Below are 17,994 nucleotides of genomic sequence, written 5' to 3' on the forward strand. Positions count from 1 at the left end.
TTTCGCTGGCAGAAATTCGGCAACTGGCTTAGCCGTTGAAACCGCCGCCACAGACCACGGTTTGTGCGCTGATGTAATCAGACTCTGGACTGCAGAATAAGTAGACTGCGTTTGCTGCATCCTGCGGTGTGCCCTGACGTCCCAGCGGAATCATCTGTTCCGCGGCGGAGAGCAGCGCTTGGCTAATACCGACTTTGATTTCCCGCCCCGCCACCTCGATGGTGCCCTCGCTATCAGCGCTGTTCTCAGTCAGCCTGGTCTTGATCAGGCCGAAGGCCACCGTGTTGACGGTGACGTTGTAGCGTCCCCACTCTTTGGCCAGCGTCTTAGTCAGCCCAGTGACGCCTGCCTTAGCGGCGCTGTAGTTGGCCTGACCGGCATTGCCGCTGAGTCCGGCCACCGAGGAGATGTTGACCACCTTGCGGCAGGGTACCGGTTCGCCCACCGCCTGCGCGGCCTTTACTGCCGCTGAAATCACTGGCTGCGCGGCTCGCAATATCCGGAACGGAGCTTTCAAATGAACGTCAAGAATCGCGTCCCACTGCTCGTCGGTCATTTTCTGAATCACGGTGTCCCAGGTGTATCCAGCGTTATTGACAATGATGTCAACGCCACCGAACTTCTCCACCGCGGTCTCAACGAAGCGCTGAGCGAAGTCCGGCTCGCTAACGCTGCCGTGGCAGGCCACCGCTTCGCCACCGGCCGCCGCAATGTCAGCGACCGTCTGCTCCGCGGGCTCGGCGTCAAGATCATTAACCACAATCTTGGCGCCTTCAGAAGCTAATTTGAGCGCTATTTCACGGCCGATGCCACGACCAGAGCCCGAAATCAAGGCTACTTTTCCGGCAAGTTTTGCTTCCTGAGACATGGTGTTTCCTTCGCTGTTGGAGCCAGCCTTAGCTAGCTGAATTGACTAAGCTGAGCCGGTAATTAAAAGGTGGTTCAGAGCGCGACGACGGCGCTGCCGGCGAGCGTTACGGTGCCGTCCTGGAGACGCACCGACAGTTCGAGGAGAGCCCGACGCTCGCCATCCTGCTCGACGATCTCAACGACGCTGCCCTGCGCGATTGGCTGCGCCAAAACCGGGGTGACAGCAGCGAACCGTACCTTGAAAGAGCGAATCTGTGGTTGTGGGAACCAACTGGTCAGCAACCGGCCAAGATAGGCCATCGAAAGCATGCCCTGGGCAAAAACGTCTTCCAGTCCCGCTGATCTAGCCACGTCAATGTCGAGGTGAATTGGATTGTGATCCCCTGAAGCGCCAGCAAAAAGCGCCAGCGTGGTCCGTGAGATAGTGGGGAGCACGAGTTCGGTGAGCTCAGTACCGACCTGAAACGGATCCCGCTGAGCCGGGGTAGACCCTTCGTTGACGCTCATTTCACCGCCTCCTGATTGTTCACCACGATCACCGACTTCGCCGTGGCCACCGCCGAGCCGTCACTAATCCGGGTGATCTTGGTTTCCTTGACCAAGAAATCCAAGGCGCCACCCTTCTTGCTATAGACATCGACAATGGTGGGTACTAAGCGCAGTGCCTCACCGGCGTAGGCCATTGCGTGATAGTGAAATTCCTGTTCACCGTGCAGCACCCGCCGCACATCGACACCCATCTCGGTCAGCCAGTCGAACCCAGCCGGGCCTTCGAACTCCAGCCCGAATAGGATGGTAGGCGGCAGCGGCAGACCGGAGTGTCCAGCCTCCGCTGCGGCTTCGGCGTGCAGGTAGATCGGATCTCGCTCGGCGATCGCTTCGGCAAAGAAGCGCAAGCGCTCGGCGGAGACAGTGGTCTCGATCACCGGAAGCTGTCGACCGATTAGCTCGGCTGGCACAGTCATCTCAGGCCACCTTTTGGTACAAGGTCACCACGGCGGCACCACCGAGACCAATATTGTGCTGCAGCGCGTGTCGCGCTCCCTCGACCTGACGGGCCCCCGCGCTGCCGCGCAATTGCCAGACCAGCTCGGTACACTGCGCCAGCCCGGTGGCTCCCAGCGGGTGCCCCTTAGACATCAAACCGCCGGAAGGATTAACCACCACTTGACCGCCGTACGTGTTGTCACCGTTCAGCACGAACTTCTCGGCGGTGCCCTCCGGCGTCAGGCCCAGCGCTTCATAGCTAAGCAGCTCATTTGAAGTGAAACAATCATGAAGTTCCACCACTGGAATATCTTCCGGCCCCACCCCTGACTGCCCGCACACCTGCTCAGCGGCGGTTTTACTCATCTGGTAGCCAACCAGAGACATCAGGTCCTCGCCGTCGAAGGTGGAGGAATAGTCGGTAGTCATTGCCTGTGCCGCAATCGCCACCGAGGTGTCAAGCCCATGCTTGCGGGCAAAATCCTCGCTACACAGAATCGCTGCTGCGCCGCCGCAAGTCGGCGGGCAACACATTAGCCGAGTCAACGGACCGAAGATCTGAGGCGATGCCATCACCTCCTCGACGGTGAGCGGCTCCCGGAACACCGAATAGGGGTTATTGGCCGCGTGGCTCCGGGATTTCACCGCAATACGGGCCAGCACTTCCGGCGAAGCGTCGTACTTCTGCAAGTATTGGGCACCGGCGCCACCAAATAATTGGGCTGCCATCGGCGCCTCCGAGGGCCCTTGTACCCGAGCGGCCTTATCAAGGAAAGTACCTAATACGGCTGGCCGATCCTCCCAGATGGCCCTCAGCGCGCCGCGTTGCATTTGCTCAAAGCCCAGCGCCAGCACACAGTCCGCGGCGCCGCTAGCGATGGCCTGCCGAGCAAGGTACAGCGCGGTGGAACCGGTTGAGCAATTGTTATTGACATTAATGATCGGAATGCCGCTCTGACCCACCCGATAAAGCGCAGCCTGGCCACTGGTGGAATCCCCGTAGACGTAGCCGACGTACGCCTGCTCGATCAGGTGATAGTCCAGGCCAGCGTCCTTGAGCGCAACCTGGGTTGCCTGGGAGCCCATTACGTCGTACGGCTCCGTCTTGCTCGGCGTCATAAAAGGAATCATTCCGACGCCGGTAACGAATACTCGTTCACTCATTTCTGCCTCCTTCGGCCAATGAAAAATAGCCTATTTTCAATTCACTTATTCTGTCAAGGCTATGCGGATATCTGATCGAAAGTGATTAAGCCGCGATCTGCAACAAGCGCTGACAGACCGCCAGCATCATCTCGCGCTCTTCAGTGAGTAGCTGCTGCCGCTTGCGGGTGAAGAAGTCATTGAGCACGGTAGTGACCGCGTGCACCCGGATTCTAGCCTCTTCGCGAGCCATCAGTGGATGAGTTAGCAATAGAAGCTCCACCCACTGATTGAGGTAGGTCCGCTGTTGGGCCACCGCGACCGCTTGCTGCTGCTCAGCCAGATTCCCGAGTTCGGTGACCAACAAAGTAAACAGCGCTGGTTCTCGGGAAACCATCTCCAGATACGAAGTCAGCAGCCGGTTCAGTAACTCGGCTGCAGACCCCGGCTGAGCCATTGCAATCATCCTGCCGTGCTGCAATGCATCATTACCGTGTTGCAGCACTTCAAACAGCAAATCAAGTTTGCTCGGAAAGTGGTGATAGATGCTCGGCTCGGAGATGCCGACGGCGCTTGCGATTTCCTCCAGACCGGTTTGGGCAAAGCCCTTCTGCGCAAACAGTTCGGCCGCCGCCGCTACCAGTTTCTCCGCGGTATTCTTAGCGACTCGTGGTTCACGAGCGGTCACCGGGGCCGCCGCTACGCTCGGCAAAGCACCAGCAGCATCCAAAGCCGCGACGATCATCTCCTTCATCAAGGCTTCGAACTGCGGTCGTGGCAAGCTCACATGATGGTAGGAAAGGCTGAGGCAGATGGAGAGCACCACACTCGTCAAGAGATTGCTCCAGCTCTGCGACTCAGGGTGGTGCATCTCGATCGATGAACGCATGCCAAGCCGAATCTCGCGAATTGCGGTTCTCAGCTTATTTTGCTCGGCGCTCGGCAAATATCGCGCATCGCGTTGCCAGAGCACCCCAGCCGCCCGGGTATCCAAGGACATTCGCACCAGCGCGTCGTACCATTCAGCCGAATCGACAGCTTCGCTATCGACATCGGCGAGCGCTTCCCGTACCTGGTGCACCGAGGCAGCAACTACCGCAATCAGGAGCTCTTGTTTGCCGGCAAAATGCCGGTAGAGCGCTGAAGGACCAATGGAAACTGCTTGGGCGATCTGGCTCATCGAGACGTTAGCAAAGCCATACTGGTAAAAGAGTTCGGCACCCGCCCGCTGAATCAGTTCTTTGCGATTACCGGGCCGAGTACCCCGCGGGGGTGCATAGGGCATCGTTGCCGCTCCCCGTTCAACCGACACCATCGCCTCCTATCCGCTTCGCACCGCAAACGGGCGAACTCCTCGTTCAGCAGCGAGCATACTGCATATTGCAGCCTACCGATTGATTCCAGCGACGGTGTTAGCGGAGCCGATACAGCTACCGGCGATCCTCAGTTCTCGCCGTCCCGGCCGCTCTGATGGCCCGCCCGGATTTCTCGTTTGAGAATTTTCCCGGCCCCGGAGATGGGTAATTCAGCCAAAAAGTCGATGCTCCGGGGAATTTTGTAACCGGCGATGAGTTTTCGGCAGCTGGCGATCAATTCCTCAGCTGAAACTGTTGCCCCGGCACGCAACACCACAGCCGCATGCACCCTCTCCCCCCATTGTTGATCGGGGAGGCCGATCACTGCGACCATTGCCACCGCGGGATGCTGGGAGAGCGCGTTCTCCACTTCAACTGAGTAGATGTTTTCACCGCCGGAGATAATCATGTCCTTGAGCCGGTCCACCACGAAGAGGTAGCCGTCCTGGGTCAGATAGCCGAGGTCTCCGGTATGCATCCAGCCATCCCTGATGGCATCGGCGGTAACTTCCGGTTTGTTCCAGTACCCGAGCATCACATTGCTCCCCCGGCAGATCACTTCCCCGATTTCCCCTGGCGCCGCATCCTGTCCTTGCCAATCGACCACTCTGATCTCACAATTCACCGGAGCCCGGCCACAGGAGTTTTTTACCTCCGCCTTGGCATGGTCTTGATCGGCGAGCAGGGTTGCCACCGGCGACAACTCAGTCATCCCAAAAGCCTGGGTCAATTTAAGTCCCGGAAAGGTGTCTCTGATCCGTTCCAGCAACACTGGCGGCATCGGCGAGGCGCCATAGAGCAGGCGGGTAAAACTCGACAACTTGCTCTGTGCGGCGACAGCAGCCGCCACCAGATGTTGCAACATAGTGGGCACTAAGAGCGCATCGGTGACCTGGTGTTCATCGATCAGCTTGACCACTTTGGCAGGCTCAAAGGCAGGCACTAGGAGCAGGGTTGAATTCTTCAGCAGGCTCATGGTCCAGTGTGCAATAGCCGCCATGTGGAACATTGGCGCCACTACCATTGAGGTACCTGCTTCGCTCACCGCCTCGGTACTGGCAAGCGAACCCATCGCGGAAACCAGGATGTTATTGTGGCTGAGCATCACCCCTTTGGGCTCGCCGGTGGTGCCTCCGGTATAGAAGATGCCAAAGACCTGCTCGTCCCCTCGCCGGGCATCCGGCACCGGCTCGTGCTGCTGAAGTAAATCCTGGTAGCGCGGCGTCCCCGGCGGCGGCTCGGCCTCACCACAATAAATAATTGCTGAAAGCTCCGGGTAGCCTTGGCGCAGTTCGGGCACCATAGCCGCAAAAGCGTCATCAACCAAGAGCACCTTGATCTGCGCATCCTGAAGTGAGTAAATCATCTCTTTCGCGCTCCACCGGGTGTTCACCGGCGCTACCACCGCACCAGCCCAAGGTACCGCCAATAGGTACTCATGGTAGATATCTGAATTGAGCGCCAGCATCCCCACTCGATCACCCTCAACAACACCCAATGACTGAAGTGCGCCCGCGAACCGGGCGACTCGATCAGCCACCTCGCGCACCGTCCGCTCGACTCCTGCACTAATTGTCATCACGGAATCCGGGCGCTGCTGCGCCTGTCGATGTAAAAGCTGGGTCAGATACACATTAACCACCATCGCTTCGTTGAGATAAGTAGAAAACATGCTATTCTCGATTCACTTAGGACGCAAGAACCGAGTGAGAATTTTTCGCCCGAACGTCAAGGAGGAGCTGTGAAATCCGAGCAGTCAGGATCCCAGGTAGTGGTGAATACAGCTAGCGGCAAGGTCCGCGGGCTGATTGATGGTCAAAGCATTCGCTTCCGTGGCATCCCCTTCGCAGCAGCACCCTTTGGCGAAAACCGTTACCGGTTTCCGCAGCCTGTGCACAGCTGGGATGGTATTCGAGATGCCTTCCACTCAGGCGTTGGAGCCCCGCAACCAGTGGCGGATGAGGACCCTTTTAATAGCTATTTCAATCCGGTCCAACAAGGTGAGGATTGCCTTTCCCTTGACATCTGGACGCCGGATGTCGGCGGCGTGAACTTGCCGGTGATGGTGTGGATTCACGGCGGTGGCTTTATGACCGGTGCTGGCTCCGTGCCGGCTCACGATGGTCGGACTTTCGCTCGGGATGGCATTGTGCACGTCGGCATTAACTATCGACTTGGCATTGACGGCTTCCTCTACCTGGGTGAAGGCACCGACAACCTGGGGCTACGCGATCAGGTCGCGGCCCTGGAGTGGGTACAGCAGAACATTGCTGCCTTCGGCGGCGATCCTGCGAATGTCACGGTGTTCGGCCAGTCCGCTGGTGCAGTGTCAGTGATCGATCTGCTCGCGATGCCGGCTGCCCGCGGCCTGTTTGCAAGGGCAATCGCGCAGAGCGGCTCCCCTGCGGTGACGGCATCGATTGACAGTGCTGCTCAGGTCACCAACAAAGTAGCGGAACGGCTTGGCGTGCCCGCCACTCGGGACGGTTTGCTACGGGTATCTGTTGAGCGCACCGTGGCAGAGATCTGGCCAATGACGATGGACTGGCTGGACTTCCGCAACTGGGGCAGCCAGTCCTTTACGGTAAGTCCGTGGCGAGCTGTGCACGGTACCGAGTCCCTCCCGGAAACGCCACTAGCTGCCGCGACCCGTTCTGAGGTACCTCTGCTAGCGGGTACAACCACGAACGAAACCACCGGTTTCCTCAAATCACTTGGTCTGTTAGAGAAAATGAATTGGCTGGCGGGTGCGGCGATTCTGCGTCAACTCGGTGCCGACCGGGCTATCCGTCGCAGCTACCGGCAGCAACGCGAGATCCATGGCAAGCTTCGGATGGTTGAAGCGGTGTGGACCGATTGGGCTTTCCGCATTCCGCTGATCAACCTGCTGGACGCCAGAACCGCTGCTTCCTATTTCTATGAATTCTGCTGGCAGGACCCAAGCCTGCCCGCAGGCCTGGGCGCGAATCATGCCCTTGAGGTCCCCTTCGTCCGGGACGATTTCGCCAGCGCACGCGCCGTCGGGGAAGCCGGTGAGCAAATGCTCCAACAGGCACCTCAAGAACTCGCCGATCAGATGCACCAAGCCTGGGTGAATTTCGCCACCAGCGGTGATCCCGGCTGGCCCCGCTATCAGGTGGACCGCAGGCTCACCATGATGTTCGGCAATAAGAGCGAGGTGCTTCCGGATCCGGCGGCTGCCGCCCGGCTGGCTTGGCAGGGCAAGCGATGATCGGACGGCGATGACCCGGCACATCATTAGAAAAAACGTCAAAAATGGCGTCAAAAATCGCAGCGGGATGGGCCGCTGGAAGGCCTCGCTCGGCTCCTTGCTCTTCGGGTACCTGGGTATTCAGCTGATCGTCAATATCGCCAATGGCGGAGTCAGTAACCTGCTGATCCCCAACCGGATCGCCGCCATCGACCCGGTGAATAAGGTAGCGCTATTAGGCACCACCGGTGCAGTAACGGCAGTAGTTGCTCTCATCGCTCAACCGCTCTGGGGGCTACTCTCTGATCGGAGCCACGGTCGTTATGGCAGACGCTTCGGCTGGGTTCTAGCCGGGGTCATCGGTCTCGCATTGTCCATTCTGGCGCTCGCCTTCAGCAACTCCTTCCCCCTGTTGCTCATTTTGATGGGCTTGCTCTGCGCTTGCTACAGCATGGTGCTCGGGCCACTCACGGCTGTCGTCCCCGACCGGGTTCCATTGGAAAAACGTGGGCTGTTTTCGGCAGTCGGTGGGCTAGGCACTTTCGTCGGCGGTGTGCTCGGGGTGCTAGTGGTTTCACCACTCGTCTCTTCCGATTCGATGGGTTTTCTTTTGCTGGCGGCACTGCTGCTGCTCGCCCTCCCGCTCACCCTCACGGTCCGGGAGGCGCCGCCGACTTTGCCCGGTGCACCGCGGCCGCCGCTACGGAATGTGCTGCGTGGCCTGCTCATCGATCCGAGGAAGCACCCGGACTTCGGCTGGGCATTCCTGGCGCGCTTGGTCCTAGTTCTAGGTTTCTGGTCGCTGTTATCTTTCCAGTTGTACATCCTCTCTGACTATCTAGGACTAGGTCTCAGTGGCGCTAATGCGGTCTTCCCGATGCTCACCGCAGTGGCAACCCTTGGAATCGTGGTGGCGTTGATCCCCGCCGGCCTGATCTCGGATCGCACCGGCCGTCGCAAACCGTTGGTGATTGGAGCCTCCGCCCTGATTGCGCTTAGCGTGCTGCCACAGATCCTCTGGCCCTCGCTGAGCTCTGCGTTCATCTCGATTGGTGTAGCCGGCATTGGCTTCGGCTGCTATCTCGCAGTGGATCAGGCCCTGATGACTCAAGTTTTACCCTCCGCCGCGCACGCTGGCCGAGACTTAGGGGTGCTCAACATCGCCCAGGCTGGCGGGCAGGTGCTGGCTCCGTTGGCCGCTAGCCTGGTCATCGGGCTGAGCGGATATGCCGGGCTCTATGTTTTCGCCGGTTTGATGGCAGTGCTGGCCGCACTGGCGATCTTGCCGATCAAGTCGGTGCGATAGTCTCGGCCGCTACTCGTGATAGAGCGTGGGGTGTAAGGCTCCGCCGACCGGGCCGAAGCGCCGTTGCTTATCGAGCCTGCTTTGCATCTGTGCATCATTGGTCGATTCAGCGAGGGACAAAACCGCCGAAATGCAGGAGTCAGTAGTCCGTCCGATTTCTGCCCAGGCGCTCCGTGATTTGCTCCTGAACACTTCTGCTAACTTCTGCTGTAGCTCCGGCCAGCGAGATTGGTCGTTCTGACTGGCCGCCGGGAACTCAATGCCGGTAGCCCGCAACAGCTCATTGAAGAATTGCGGTTCAACCGCCCCGACCGCAATGTATTCACCTGGTTCGGCGCATTCATAGACCGCATAGAAGGGCGCATTTGCTAACGGATCGAGTGCTTCCGGACCAAGTACCGTGGCGAAATTATCGGACATGGTCAGTAGCGCGGCAGCACCATCCACCATCGCAATGTCCAGCACCTGGGCCACCGGCAAACCGGCCTTGAGACCATAGAGGGCGGCCAAGATGCTGATTGCTCCATGCATTGAACCACCAGCAAAGTCACCGACCACGTTCAGCGGCGGCACCGGCTGCTCAGCCCCTCTGCGGAAGGCGTGCAGCGCTCCGGAATGTGCAATGTAGTTAATGTCGTGTCCGGCTCTGGTAGCGAGCGGTCCGTGCTGCCCGTAGCCGGTCACACGGGCGTAGATCAACGCAGGATTGGCTGCGAGACAAACCTCTGGTCCTAGGCCCAGCCGTTCCATCACCCCGGGCCGCAGGCCTTCAATCAGCACCTCAGCGCTGGGCAGTAAATCGACTACCTTCTCGACGCCAGCTGCGGACTTCAAGTCGACCGCGATATGCCGCTTGCCTTGCGCATAATGACTATGCAGAAAGTCATACCGACCCGGCGCGGGTTTGCTCAGCACCGTAACCTCGGCGCCGAGGTTACTCAATAAAGTACCCAAATGCGGTACCGGGCCAATCGCAGCCATCTCAATGACCCGAAGGCCCTGTAAGGGCTGGGGTTTAGCGTCTTGGTTCATCTTTGTCCTCACACCGGAATACACGCCTCAAACTATTCCCAATTCACTTGTATCTCAAGTGTCTCGGCCTAAGATTCGGCAAACCGCCAGTTGCACAACTGAGCGGGCTGCTCATTCACGCTAGAAAAGAACGGCCCGACAAATTGTGCTAATCGCTTCCAGTTCGCCGCTGCGCAAGGCGTCCCGCTGACCGCCAAGTCGCTCATTAATCACCGTGATGCAGGCTTGCACCTTTATTCGAGCTGATTCGGAATCCAGCCCCGGTCTCACTTGCCGTAAAAGTGCCACCCACTGCTCCACATAGTCATGCTGCTCAAGCAAAATTCGAGCTTTCTGCTCCGCGCTTAGCTGATCCAGCTCGCTGCCGAGCAACATAATCAGGTGTGGCTCCTGCACGATTAACTGGAGGTATCTCTGCATCATCGCTTCAAGCGCTGCAGCTGGGCTCAAAGCAGCTGCCAGAAGTTCTTTCTGTCCATGCAGTAGCTGACCCCCAGCACGCTCCAAGGAGAGGAATAGCAGCTCCTCCTTGCTGGCGAAATGGTGGTAGACACTAGCCCCGGCAATCCCGACGGCCGCGGCAAGTTCAGCGACCGAGACAGCTGCATACCCTTTTTGGGCAAAGAGTTCTGCCCCCACTGAAAGTAACCTCTCTCGAGTGGACAGCTCCGGCTGAACTTCGACGAACTCGATAAGTGGGCTGAGATGAGAGTCGTCGGGTAGCTCAACCTGTAATACTCTCAACACCAACTCGCTGAGCAGCGCAATAAACTCATCTCGCGGCAGTTTCGAACGATGAAAGGAAATACTGGCAAAGACCGATAATTGGGCGCGAGCCAACAGATCAGCCCAGCCCCCCGATTCCGGCCTGAAAGCTCGCACTTTCGCTGCCAGCTCGACTCGCATCAGGGTGACCTGAGCCTGCAGCACCTCGATATCACTCGGGGCTAAGCGACGTGATTCACGACGCCACAAAACGCCAGCTTGGCGGGAGTCTATCGCCACCTCGGCGAAACGACTGGCCCAGACTTCGGCCGGAACTCCGTCGCTGATTTCCTTGAGTCTCTCGATTGGCCGGATGATGGCCGCCAGGCTTTCCGCCACCACCGCCTTGAGCAGCGCGTCCTTGCCGGGAAAGTGTCGATAGAGGGCTGAAGGGGCGACACCCACGACAGCGGCAATATCGCCCATCCCTACCACCGCGTAACCGTGTTGATAGAAGAGCGTAGCCGCCGCGCTAACGATCTGCGCCTTGCGGTTTTTAGGCCGGGATCGAGCAGCCTCAGGCTGCGAAGCTTGCTGCATAGTCACTCCCCCGGGTAACAACGTGGACACATCTGAGCTAAATACCAATACCGATACTGCGAACAACCGCTGTGGCGCTCTGCTTTCCATCCTAATCAGGCCAGAGCAACGATGCCTCGACCGCAGCCCGGGTTTGATCTGATTGGGTCAAATGTGAACTAGGTTCGTTTTAAACAGTAACGGCGGGTCTGGCCCCGAGGCCAAACCCGCCGTTACTATCGTCAAAATTTATTTGGCGGCAAAAGCATCAATAGCAGTCATAATCCGTTCCGTGACCTCATCGATCGCTCCGATGCCATCCACCCTAGCCAGGATGCCCTGCTCAGCATAGCGAGTGACCACTACTTCGGTTTGGGTGTGATAAAGGTTGAGCCGGTGCCGAATCACTTTTTCGTCATCGTCACTGCGTCCGGACTCTTTTGCCCGGCCTAGCAGCCGCTTGACTAGTTCCTCATCGTCGGCGGTGAGCTGCAGAACAACATCGAGCTTCTCACCTTCGGCGGTCAGAATATCGTCCAGCTCATCGACCTGGGCTGAGGTACGAGGATAGCCATCGAGCAGGAAGCCCTGCTGCACATCATCTTGCTGCAGCCGATCCCGAACCATCTTATTGGTCACCGAATCCGGCACGTAGTCGCCGGCGTCGATGTACTTCTTGGCCTCCAGGCCGAGTGGCGTCTCACCCTTCACATTGGCCCGAAAGATATCCCCGGTGGAAATCGCCACAATGCCCAAGCGATCAGAGATTCGCTCCGCCTGAGTACCTTTGCCCGATCCAGGAGGGCCCACAATGAGCATTCTCGTCATCGTAATAACCCTTCGTAGTGCCGCTGCTGCAATTGCGCGTCAATCTGCTTGACCGTTTCAAGACCCACGCCGACCATAATCAGTAGCGAGGTACCGCCGAACGGGAAGTTCTGATTCGCGTTGATCAGCACCAGCGCGATCAACGGGATCAGGGCGACCAGACCGAGGTAGAGCGCACCGGGCAGGGTGATCCGGGAGAGCACATACTGCAAGTAATCGGCAGTGGGCTTCCCGGCACGGATGCCCGGAATGAAGCCGCCGTACTTCTTCATATTGTCGGAGACCTCTTCGGGATTGAAGGTGATCGCGACGTAGAAGTAGGTGAAGCCGACGATGAGCAGGAAGTACATCACCATGTAGATCGGGTGATCGCCCTTGGTCAGATTGTCGTTGATCCAGGTCGCCCAGGCCGGTGCGTTGGCCGCATTATTACCAATCACGAACTGCGAGACCAAGGACGGCAGGTAGAGCAAGGAGGAGGCGAAGATGACCGGCACCACGCCAGCCATATTCACCTTGATCGGGATATAGGTGTTGGTGCCGCCGACGGTGCGACGGCCGACCATCCGCTTGGCATACTGCACCGGGATCCGGCGCTGCGACTGCTCAACGAAGACCACCAAAGCCACCACGACGATGCCCAGCAAGATCACGATGAAGAAGGTGCCCGGGCCTTTGGTCTTCCAGATCTCGCCGAGGGAGGTGGGGAACCGAGCCACGATCGAAGTGAAGATCAACAGGGACATACCGTTGCCGACACCCTTTTCGGTGACCAGTTCGCCCAGCCACATGATCAGGCCTGTGCCAGCGGTCAGCGTGATGATGATCAGCACGGTCGCCACAATTGAGCTATCCGGAATAATCGCTCCCGGGGTGCCGTCCTGGCCACAACCGCCGAGCAGATTTCCGGAGCGTGCCAGCGCCACCAGCGTGGTGGCATTCAGCAGACCGAGCGCAATGGTCAGATAACGCGTGTACTGGGTCAGCTTGCTCTGTCCCTGAGCTCCTTCAAGATGGAGCTCCTGGAAACGGGGAATGACCACCCGGAGCAGCTGAATAATAATGCTGGCGGTGATGTAGGGCATGATGCCGAGTGCGAAGATCGACACCTGCAGCAGAGCGCCACCGCTGAACAGGTTGACGAGCTGGTAGATACCGCCGCTGGTATCTCCCCCGCCTTTAAGACAAGCCTGAACTGCTGAATAATCAATGCCAGGCGAGGGAATGAATGCCCCGAGCCGGAAGATAGCGATGATGCCCAGCGTGAACAACAACTTGCGTCGCAGGTCAGGCGTCCGAAAGGCGCGGCCAATTGCGGAAAGCAAGCGTCCTCCTGATGTGTAGGAACGAAAAGTGTTGGGCCCTGATGGCCCAACAACCGAGTCTAATGGGTAAAGCTGGGAGAAAACGAAAAGCTCTTGGCGAACGGGGAAAATATTCGCCCGCTCGCCAAGAGCCTAATCGTTTATCGTCAACGGATCAGAGTTCCGTGACGGTACCGCCGGCAGCCGTGATCTTCTCGGCAGCGCTGGAGGAGAAAGCGTTCGCGGTGACGTCGACCTTGACGGTCAGTTCACCGGTACCGAGCACCTTGACGGGCTGGTTCTTGCGAACTGCACCCTTCTCGACCAGATTCTCAACGGTGACCTGACCGCCATCCGGGTAAAGCTCGGAGAGCTTGTCCAGGTTAACTACCTGGAACTCCACCCGGAAGGGGTTCTTGAAGCCACGCAGCTTCGGCAGACGCATGTGCAGCGGCAACTGACCGCCAGCAAAGCCTGCCTTCACCTGGTAACGAGCCTTGGTGCCCTTGGTACCACGGCCTGCAGTCTTACCCTTAGAACCTTCACCACGACCCACCCGGGTCTTAGCGGTCTTGGCTCCCGGGGCGGGACGCAGGTGGTGCACCTTGAGCGCGTTCTGCTTCTCAGCAGCCTGTGCTTTGTCAGCGGATGCCTTAGCAGTGTCTGCCTTCGCAGCCTTCGACTTAGTAGCCTCAGCCATCTCTATTTCGCCTCCTCTACCTTTACCAGGTGCGGAACCGTGTTAATCATGCCTACGGTCACTGCATCAGCTTTGCGCACAACGGTGTGACCGATGCGCTTGAGCCCGAGCGAACGCAGCGTGTCCCGCTGGTTTTGCTTGCCGCCAATGGCGGACTTAACTTGAGTGATCTCCAGGGTCTTATCAGAGGCCTGGACATTCTTCGGGGTGGTCATTACGCACCTGCCTTTGTTGCTTGGGCGTGCTCCTGGATATTCCGCAGCAGCGGGCCAGGAACAACCTCATCCATCGGCAGACCACGGCGAGCAGCTACTGCGGCAGGCTCTTCGAGCTGCTGCAAGGCGGCTACCGTGGCGTGCACGATATTGATCGCGTTGGAGGAACCGAGCGACTTGGACAGCACGTCGTGAACACCAGCGCACTCCAGCACAGCACGCACCGGACCACCAGCGATAACGCCGGTACCCGGGGTAGCCGGACGCAACAGCACGACGCCGGCAGCGGCCTCGCCCTGTACGCGGTGAGGGATGGTGCCGCCGACGCGGGGAACGCGGAAGAAGGACTTCTTCGCTTCCTCAACGCCCTTGGCGATCGCGGCCGGAACTTCCTTAGCCTTACCGTAGCCAACGCCGACCAGACCGTTGCCGTCACCGACAACCATCAGAGCGGTGAAGCTAAAGCGACGACCACCCTTGACGACCTTGGCAACACGGTTGATCGTGACCAGCTTTTCAACGTACTGGTTCTTCTCAGCGTCGCGTCCGCCATCGCGGCCACCACGGCCACCATCGCGACCGCCACGGCCACCATCGCGACCGCCACGGCCACCATCACGTCCACCACGGCCACCATCACGACCGCCACGACGGTCCTCGTTGGACCCGCTAGCCGTTGCTGCAGTTGTTGTCTCTTCAGACACAGTGGCTCCTGTGCTTTCTGGGTTTGCTTGGTTAGTATTCTCGCTCACAGGGCCAGACCACCTTCACGTGCACCGTCGGCCACAGCCGCGACCCGGCCATGGTACTTATTGCCACCGCGGTCGAATACTACGGCCTCGATGCCAGCCTTCTTGGCTCGCTCCGCAACCAATTCGCCAACCCGCTTGGCCTTCGCGGTCTTATCACCGTCGAAGCTACGCAGGTCAGCTTCCATGGTGGAAGCGGAGGCAACGGTTACGCCCTTGGTGTCATCGACAACCTGAACGAACATATGCCGGGATGAGCGGTTCACGACCAGCCGAGGACGAGCCTCAGTGCCCTTGATCCGCTTACGGACACGCAGGTGACGACGGCTGCGCGCGTCAGCCTTCGACTTTCCGTTGCGCTTCTTATTAATGGTCAGCGCCATGATTACTTACCAGCCTTTCCGACCTTGCGGCGGATAACTTCGCCCGCATAGCGAATGCCCTTGCCCTTATAGGGGTCTGGCTTACGCAGCTTGCGAATGTTGGCAGCAACTTCGCCCACCTGCTGCTTATTGATACCTGAGACCGAGAGCTTGGTGGGGCCCTCAACGGTCAAGGTGATGCCTTCGGGGGCTTTCACGGCGACTGGGTGGCTGTAGCCCAGGGCGAACTCGAGGTCCGAACCCTTGGCCTGCACACGGTAACCGGTGCCGACGATTTCAAGCTTCTTCTCGTAGCCTTCGGTGACACCGGTGATCAAGTTGGAGATCAGGGTCCGGGTCAAGCCGTGCAGCGCACGCGAATCGCGCTCGTCATTCGGACGGGTAACCGACAAGGTGCCATCCTCAAGCGAAACAGCGATCGGGTTCGGCACGATGTGAGTCAGCGAGCCCTTGGGACCCTTGACCGAGACCTCGGCACCGTCAATCTTGACCTCGACGCCAGCGGGCACCGAAATTGGGAGACGTCCAATACGTGACATAAGTCTTAACTCCCTTTCTTCTACCAGACGTAGGCGAGGACTTCCCCACCCACGCCCTTCTTTTCAGCCTGACGGTCGGTCAGCAGACCCGAGGAGGTCGAGAGAATCGCAATCCCCAGGCCGCCCAAAACCTTCGGCAAGTTAGTGGACTTCGCGTAAACGCGCAGACCCGGCTTGGAAATCCGGCGGATACCAGCGATTGAACGCTGACGGTCCGGTCCGAACTTGAGGTCGATGGTCAGCTTCTTGCCAACCTCGGCGTCCTCAACATTCCATGCCGAGATGTAACCCTCAGCCTTGAGAATGTCAGCCACGTGGCCCTTGAGCTTGCTGTACGGCATGGTCACGGAATCGTGGTAAGCCGAGTTTGCATTGCGCAGACGCGTAAGCATATCTGCGACAGGATCTGTCATTGTCATTTGGGCTTTTGCCCTTTCTCGTATGGTTTCCCGCGTCCAGTGAACGCGAGACCTGCTACGTCGTAATTAGTCTTCAGATTTGAACGGGAAACCCAGCGCCTTGAGCAGCGCCCGGCCTTCGTCGTCAGTCTTGGCGGTGGTGACCACGGTGATGTCCATACCGCGCACCTTGTCGATGGCGTCCTGGTCGATCTCGTGGAACATGACCTGTTCGGTCAGACCGAAGGTGTAGTTGCCATTGCCGTCGAACTGCTTGCCGGAGAGGCCGCGGAAGTCACGGATACGGGGCAGCGCCAGGGTGACCAGACGATCCACGAATTCCCACATCCGGTCGCCGCGCAAGGTTGCGTGCGCGCCAATCGGCATGCCTTCACGCAGTTTGAACTGCGCGATCGACTTGCGAGCCTTGGTAACCATCGGCTTCTGGCCGGTGATCAGAGTCAGGTCACGAACAGCGCCGTCGATCACCTTGGAGTCGCGAGCAGCCTCGCCGACACCCATGTTCACAACAACCTTCACCAGGCGCGGAACCTGGTTCACGTTCGCGTAGTTAAACTCTTCCTGCAGTCCGTCCTTGATCTGCTCGGCATAGCGAGTCTTCAGACGAGGGGTGATCTTCACGGCGTCACTGGCTGAAGCCGGTGCGTTTTCCGCTGCGCTAACTTCGGTGCTCATGCCAGGTCCTTTCCGGAGCTCTTCGCGACACGGATCCGGGTGACGCGTTCGCGGCCATCACGGGTGACGGTCTCGAGGCGGTAGCCAACCCGAGTCGGCTTCTTGGTGGACGGGTCCACGATGGCCACATTGGAGATGTGGATCGGGGCTTCAACGGTCTCAATGCCACCGGTCTTGGTGCCGCGCTGCGACTGTCCAACCTTGGTGTGCTTGGTGACGCGGTTGATGCCCTCAACGAGGACGCGGTTGCTTTCCGGGAAAACGCGCAGAACTTTGCCCTGCTTGCCGCGGTCGCCACCACGCTCTTGCTTGGCGCCGGTGATGACCTGGACCAGGTCACCCTTCTTGATCTTGAGCTTCGCCATGAATTACAACACCTCCGGTGCAAGCGAGATGATCTTCATGAACTTCTTATCGCGAAGTTCGCGGCCCACCGGGCCAAAGATACGGGTGCCACGAGGATCGCCATCGGCCTTCAAAATGACCGCTGCGTTCTCGTCGAATTTGATGTAGGAGCCATCGGCACGACGGCGTTCCTTCTTGGTCCGGACGATAACGGCCTTGACCACATCGCCCTTCTTGACGTTACCGCCAGGAATTGCATCCTTGACGGTTGCGACGATGACGTCGCCAATACCTGCGTAGCGACGGCCAGAGCCACCGAGCACGCGAATGGTAAGGATTTCCTTAGCACCCGTGTTATCGGCAACCTTGAGTCGCGACTCTTGCTGAATCACTAGTTACTCCTGTCGTCTCGCCGGTTCTCGAAACTGAAATCATGCCTACAGAATGAGCCTTGCGGAACAGTTGATCGGGGGTGTCTCTTAACCCGTCTGGATTTTGCCAGTACGGGTCTAAACCACCGTGCCAGGAACATTTGAACCGGTCTCTCTGAAGAGTTTTGAACGGCAGTATGCACTGGCACGAAAGTTTACGAGGTTGCGCAGCCTACGAGTTAGACCACACAAACTCAATATCTTAGCACAATTAGCGG

The 17,994-nt window shown here is 58.7% G+C and carries 21 protein-coding genes; 2 read left to right on the plus strand and 19 right to left on the minus strand.

What is annotated here, in order from left to right; translation table 11 throughout:
- Positions 1–28: 28 nt before the first annotated feature.
- From UM93_RS09535 to UM93_RS09560, 6 genes are all read right to left on the minus strand, one after another.
- The gene (locus UM93_RS09535) at positions 29–868 is read right to left on the minus strand and encodes an SDR family NAD(P)-dependent oxidoreductase (RefSeq protein ID WP_045075223.1); all 840 of its coding nucleotides are present in this window, start codon (positions 866–868) and stop codon (positions 29–31) included.
- 74 nt (positions 869–942) lie between these two features.
- On the minus strand, positions 943–1,377 hold the full coding sequence (locus UM93_RS09540) for a MaoC/PaaZ C-terminal domain-containing protein (protein WP_045075224.1): 435 nt from the start codon (positions 1,375–1,377) through the stop codon (positions 943–945).
- The gene (locus UM93_RS09545) at positions 1,374–1,835 is read right to left on the minus strand and encodes an FAS1-like dehydratase domain-containing protein (protein WP_045075225.1); all 462 of its coding nucleotides are present in this window, start codon (positions 1,833–1,835) and stop codon (positions 1,374–1,376) included. Before UM93_RS09545 ends, UM93_RS09540 begins: the two co-directional genes overlap by 4 nt.
- Before the next feature lies 1 nt (position 1,836).
- The gene (locus UM93_RS09550; RefSeq protein WP_045075226.1) at positions 1,837–3,021 is read right to left on the minus strand and encodes a lipid-transfer protein; all 1,185 of its coding nucleotides are present in this window, start codon (positions 3,019–3,021) and stop codon (positions 1,837–1,839) included.
- A gap of 85 nt (positions 3,022–3,106) precedes the next feature.
- Positions 3,107–4,315 carry a TetR/AcrR family transcriptional regulator gene (locus UM93_RS09555; RefSeq protein ID WP_045075227.1) on the minus strand — a complete coding sequence of 403 codons (1,209 nt, stop codon included), beginning with the start codon at positions 4,313–4,315 and terminating at the stop codon, positions 3,107–3,109.
- 128 nt (positions 4,316–4,443) lie between these two features.
- Positions 4,444–6,027, minus strand: a complete 1,584-nt coding sequence (locus UM93_RS09560; RefSeq protein ID WP_199921738.1) for a long-chain-fatty-acid--CoA ligase — start codon at positions 6,025–6,027, stop codon at positions 4,444–4,446.
- Between the two features lie 69 nt (positions 6,028–6,096).
- Between UM93_RS09560 and UM93_RS09565 the strand changes: the two genes are divergently transcribed.
- Together UM93_RS09565 and UM93_RS09570 are read left to right on the plus strand one after the other, a co-directional pair.
- Positions 6,097–7,587: a carboxylesterase/lipase family protein gene (locus tag UM93_RS09565; RefSeq protein ID WP_045075229.1), complete on the plus strand. Its 1,491-nt coding sequence runs from the start codon at positions 6,097–6,099 to the stop codon at positions 7,585–7,587.
- A 10-nt stretch (positions 7,588–7,597) separates the two neighbouring features.
- On the plus strand, positions 7,598–8,872 hold the full coding sequence (locus tag UM93_RS09570) for an MFS transporter (protein ID WP_082057085.1): 1,275 nt from the start codon (positions 7,598–7,600) through the stop codon (positions 8,870–8,872).
- A gap of 9 nt (positions 8,873–8,881) precedes the next feature.
- Here the strand turns inward: UM93_RS09570 and UM93_RS09575 are convergent, their stop codons facing one another.
- From UM93_RS09575 to rplN, 13 genes are all read right to left on the minus strand, one after another.
- Complete coding sequence (locus UM93_RS09575; protein ID WP_052663722.1) at positions 8,882–9,904, minus strand: CaiB/BaiF CoA transferase family protein; 1,023 nt, start codon at positions 9,902–9,904, stop codon at positions 8,882–8,884.
- Between the two features lie 120 nt (positions 9,905–10,024).
- Complete coding sequence (locus UM93_RS09580) at positions 10,025–11,209, minus strand: TetR/AcrR family transcriptional regulator (RefSeq protein WP_052663723.1); 1,185 nt, start codon at positions 11,207–11,209, stop codon at positions 10,025–10,027.
- 228 nt (positions 11,210–11,437) lie between these two features.
- Entirely contained in the window at positions 11,438–12,016 is a 579-nt protein-coding gene (locus UM93_RS09585) for an adenylate kinase (RefSeq protein WP_045075231.1), read from the minus strand.
- Positions 12,013–13,341: a preprotein translocase subunit SecY gene (gene secY, locus UM93_RS09590; protein ID WP_045075232.1), complete on the minus strand. Its 1,329-nt coding sequence runs from the start codon at positions 13,339–13,341 to the stop codon at positions 12,013–12,015. The genes UM93_RS09585 and secY overlap by 4 nt, the downstream gene beginning before the upstream one ends.
- Before the next feature lie 154 nt (positions 13,342–13,495).
- Positions 13,496–14,020, minus strand: coding sequence for a 50S ribosomal protein L15 (gene rplO, locus UM93_RS09595; RefSeq protein ID WP_082057087.1), 525 nt, complete (start codon positions 14,018–14,020; stop codon positions 13,496–13,498).
- 2 nt (positions 14,021–14,022) lie between these two features.
- Positions 14,023–14,235, minus strand: a complete 213-nt coding sequence (rpmD, locus tag UM93_RS09600) for a 50S ribosomal protein L30 (RefSeq protein ID WP_045075234.1) — start codon at positions 14,233–14,235, stop codon at positions 14,023–14,025.
- Positions 14,235–14,987 carry a 30S ribosomal protein S5 gene (gene rpsE, locus UM93_RS09605; protein ID WP_082057088.1) on the minus strand — a complete coding sequence of 251 codons (753 nt, stop codon included), beginning with the start codon at positions 14,985–14,987 and terminating at the stop codon, positions 14,235–14,237. The genes rpmD and rpsE overlap by 1 nt, the downstream gene beginning before the upstream one ends.
- Entirely contained in the window at positions 14,984–15,367 is a 384-nt protein-coding gene (rplR, locus tag UM93_RS09610; RefSeq protein WP_045075236.1) for a 50S ribosomal protein L18, read from the minus strand. Before rplR ends, rpsE begins: the two co-directional genes overlap by 4 nt.
- A gap of 2 nt (positions 15,368–15,369) precedes the next feature.
- Positions 15,370–15,906 carry a 50S ribosomal protein L6 gene (gene rplF / locus UM93_RS09615; protein ID WP_045075237.1) on the minus strand — a complete coding sequence of 179 codons (537 nt, stop codon included), beginning with the start codon at positions 15,904–15,906 and terminating at the stop codon, positions 15,370–15,372.
- Between the two features lie 20 nt (positions 15,907–15,926).
- On the minus strand, positions 15,927–16,325 hold the full coding sequence (gene rpsH, locus UM93_RS09620; RefSeq protein ID WP_045075239.1) for a 30S ribosomal protein S8: 399 nt from the start codon (positions 16,323–16,325) through the stop codon (positions 15,927–15,929).
- 66 nt (positions 16,326–16,391) lie between these two features.
- Positions 16,392–17,000 (minus strand): 50S ribosomal protein L5, encoded by a 609-nt coding sequence (gene rplE, locus UM93_RS09625; protein ID WP_052663724.1) that lies wholly within the window; start codon positions 16,998–17,000, stop codon positions 16,392–16,394.
- Positions 16,997–17,365: a 50S ribosomal protein L24 gene (gene rplX / locus UM93_RS09630; RefSeq protein WP_045075240.1), complete on the minus strand. Its 369-nt coding sequence runs from the start codon at positions 17,363–17,365 to the stop codon at positions 16,997–16,999. The genes rplE and rplX overlap by 4 nt, the downstream gene beginning before the upstream one ends.
- A gap of 3 nt (positions 17,366–17,368) precedes the next feature.
- Positions 17,369–17,737, minus strand: a complete 369-nt coding sequence (gene rplN / locus UM93_RS09635; protein ID WP_045075241.1) for a 50S ribosomal protein L14 — start codon at positions 17,735–17,737, stop codon at positions 17,369–17,371.
- Positions 17,738–17,994: the final 257 nt, after the last annotated feature.

This window comes from Psychromicrobium lacuslunae (assembly GCF_000950575.1).
In the GTDB taxonomy this organism is placed as follows: domain Bacteria; phylum Actinomycetota; class Actinomycetes; order Actinomycetales; family Micrococcaceae; genus Renibacterium; species Renibacterium lacuslunae.

Excerpts from the sequence above, each read along its gene's own strand:
- UM93_RS09535 (WP_045075223.1), bottom strand. The coding sequence starts at position 868 with ATGTCTCAGGAAGCAAAACTTGCCGGAAAAGTAGCCTTGATTTCGGGC.
- UM93_RS09540 (WP_045075224.1), bottom strand. The coding sequence starts at position 1,377 with ATGAGCGTCAACGAAGGGTCTACCCCGGCTCAGCGGGATCCGTTTCAG.
- UM93_RS09545 (WP_045075225.1), bottom strand. The coding sequence starts at position 1,835 with ATGACTGTGCCAGCCGAGCTAATCGGTCGACAGCTTCCGGTGATCGAG.
- UM93_RS09550 (WP_045075226.1), bottom strand. The coding sequence starts at position 3,021 with ATGAGTGAACGAGTATTCGTTACCGGCGTCGGAATGATTCCTTTTATG.
- UM93_RS09555 (WP_045075227.1), bottom strand. The coding sequence starts at position 4,315 with ATGGTGTCGGTTGAACGGGGAGCGGCAACGATGCCCTATGCACCCCCG.
- UM93_RS09560 (WP_199921738.1), bottom strand. The coding sequence starts at position 6,027 with ATGTTTTCTACTTATCTCAACGAAGCGATGGTGGTTAATGTGTATCTG.
- UM93_RS09570 (WP_082057085.1), top strand. The coding sequence starts at position 7,598 with ATGACCCGGCACATCATTAGAAAAAACGTCAAAAATGGCGTCAAAAAT.
- UM93_RS09575 (WP_052663722.1), bottom strand. The coding sequence starts at position 9,904 with ATGAACCAAGACGCTAAACCCCAGCCCTTACAGGGCCTTCGGGTCATT.
- UM93_RS09580 (WP_052663723.1), bottom strand. The coding sequence starts at position 11,209 with ATGCAGCAAGCTTCGCAGCCTGAGGCTGCTCGATCCCGGCCTAAAAAC.
- UM93_RS09585 (WP_045075231.1), bottom strand. The coding sequence starts at position 12,016 with ATGACGAGAATGCTCATTGTGGGCCCTCCTGGATCGGGCAAAGGTACT.
- rplO (WP_082057087.1), bottom strand. The coding sequence starts at position 14,020 with ATGGCTGAGGCTACTAAGTCGAAGGCTGCGAAGGCAGACACTGCTAAG.
- rpmD (WP_045075234.1), bottom strand. The coding sequence starts at position 14,235 with ATGACCACCCCGAAGAATGTCCAGGCCTCTGATAAGACCCTGGAGATC.
- rplR (WP_045075236.1), bottom strand. The coding sequence starts at position 15,367 with ATGGCGCTGACCATTAATAAGAAGCGCAACGGAAAGTCGAAGGCTGAC.
- rplF (WP_045075237.1), bottom strand. The coding sequence starts at position 15,906 with ATGTCACGTATTGGACGTCTCCCAATTTCGGTGCCCGCTGGCGTCGAG.
- rpsH (WP_045075239.1), bottom strand. The coding sequence starts at position 16,325 with ATGACAATGACAGATCCTGTCGCAGATATGCTTACGCGTCTGCGCAAT.
- rplE (WP_052663724.1), bottom strand. The coding sequence starts at position 17,000 with ATGAGCACCGAAGTTAGCGCAGCGGAAAACGCACCGGCTTCAGCCAGT.
- rplX (WP_045075240.1), bottom strand. The coding sequence starts at position 17,365 with ATGGCGAAGCTCAAGATCAAGAAGGGTGACCTGGTCCAGGTCATCACC.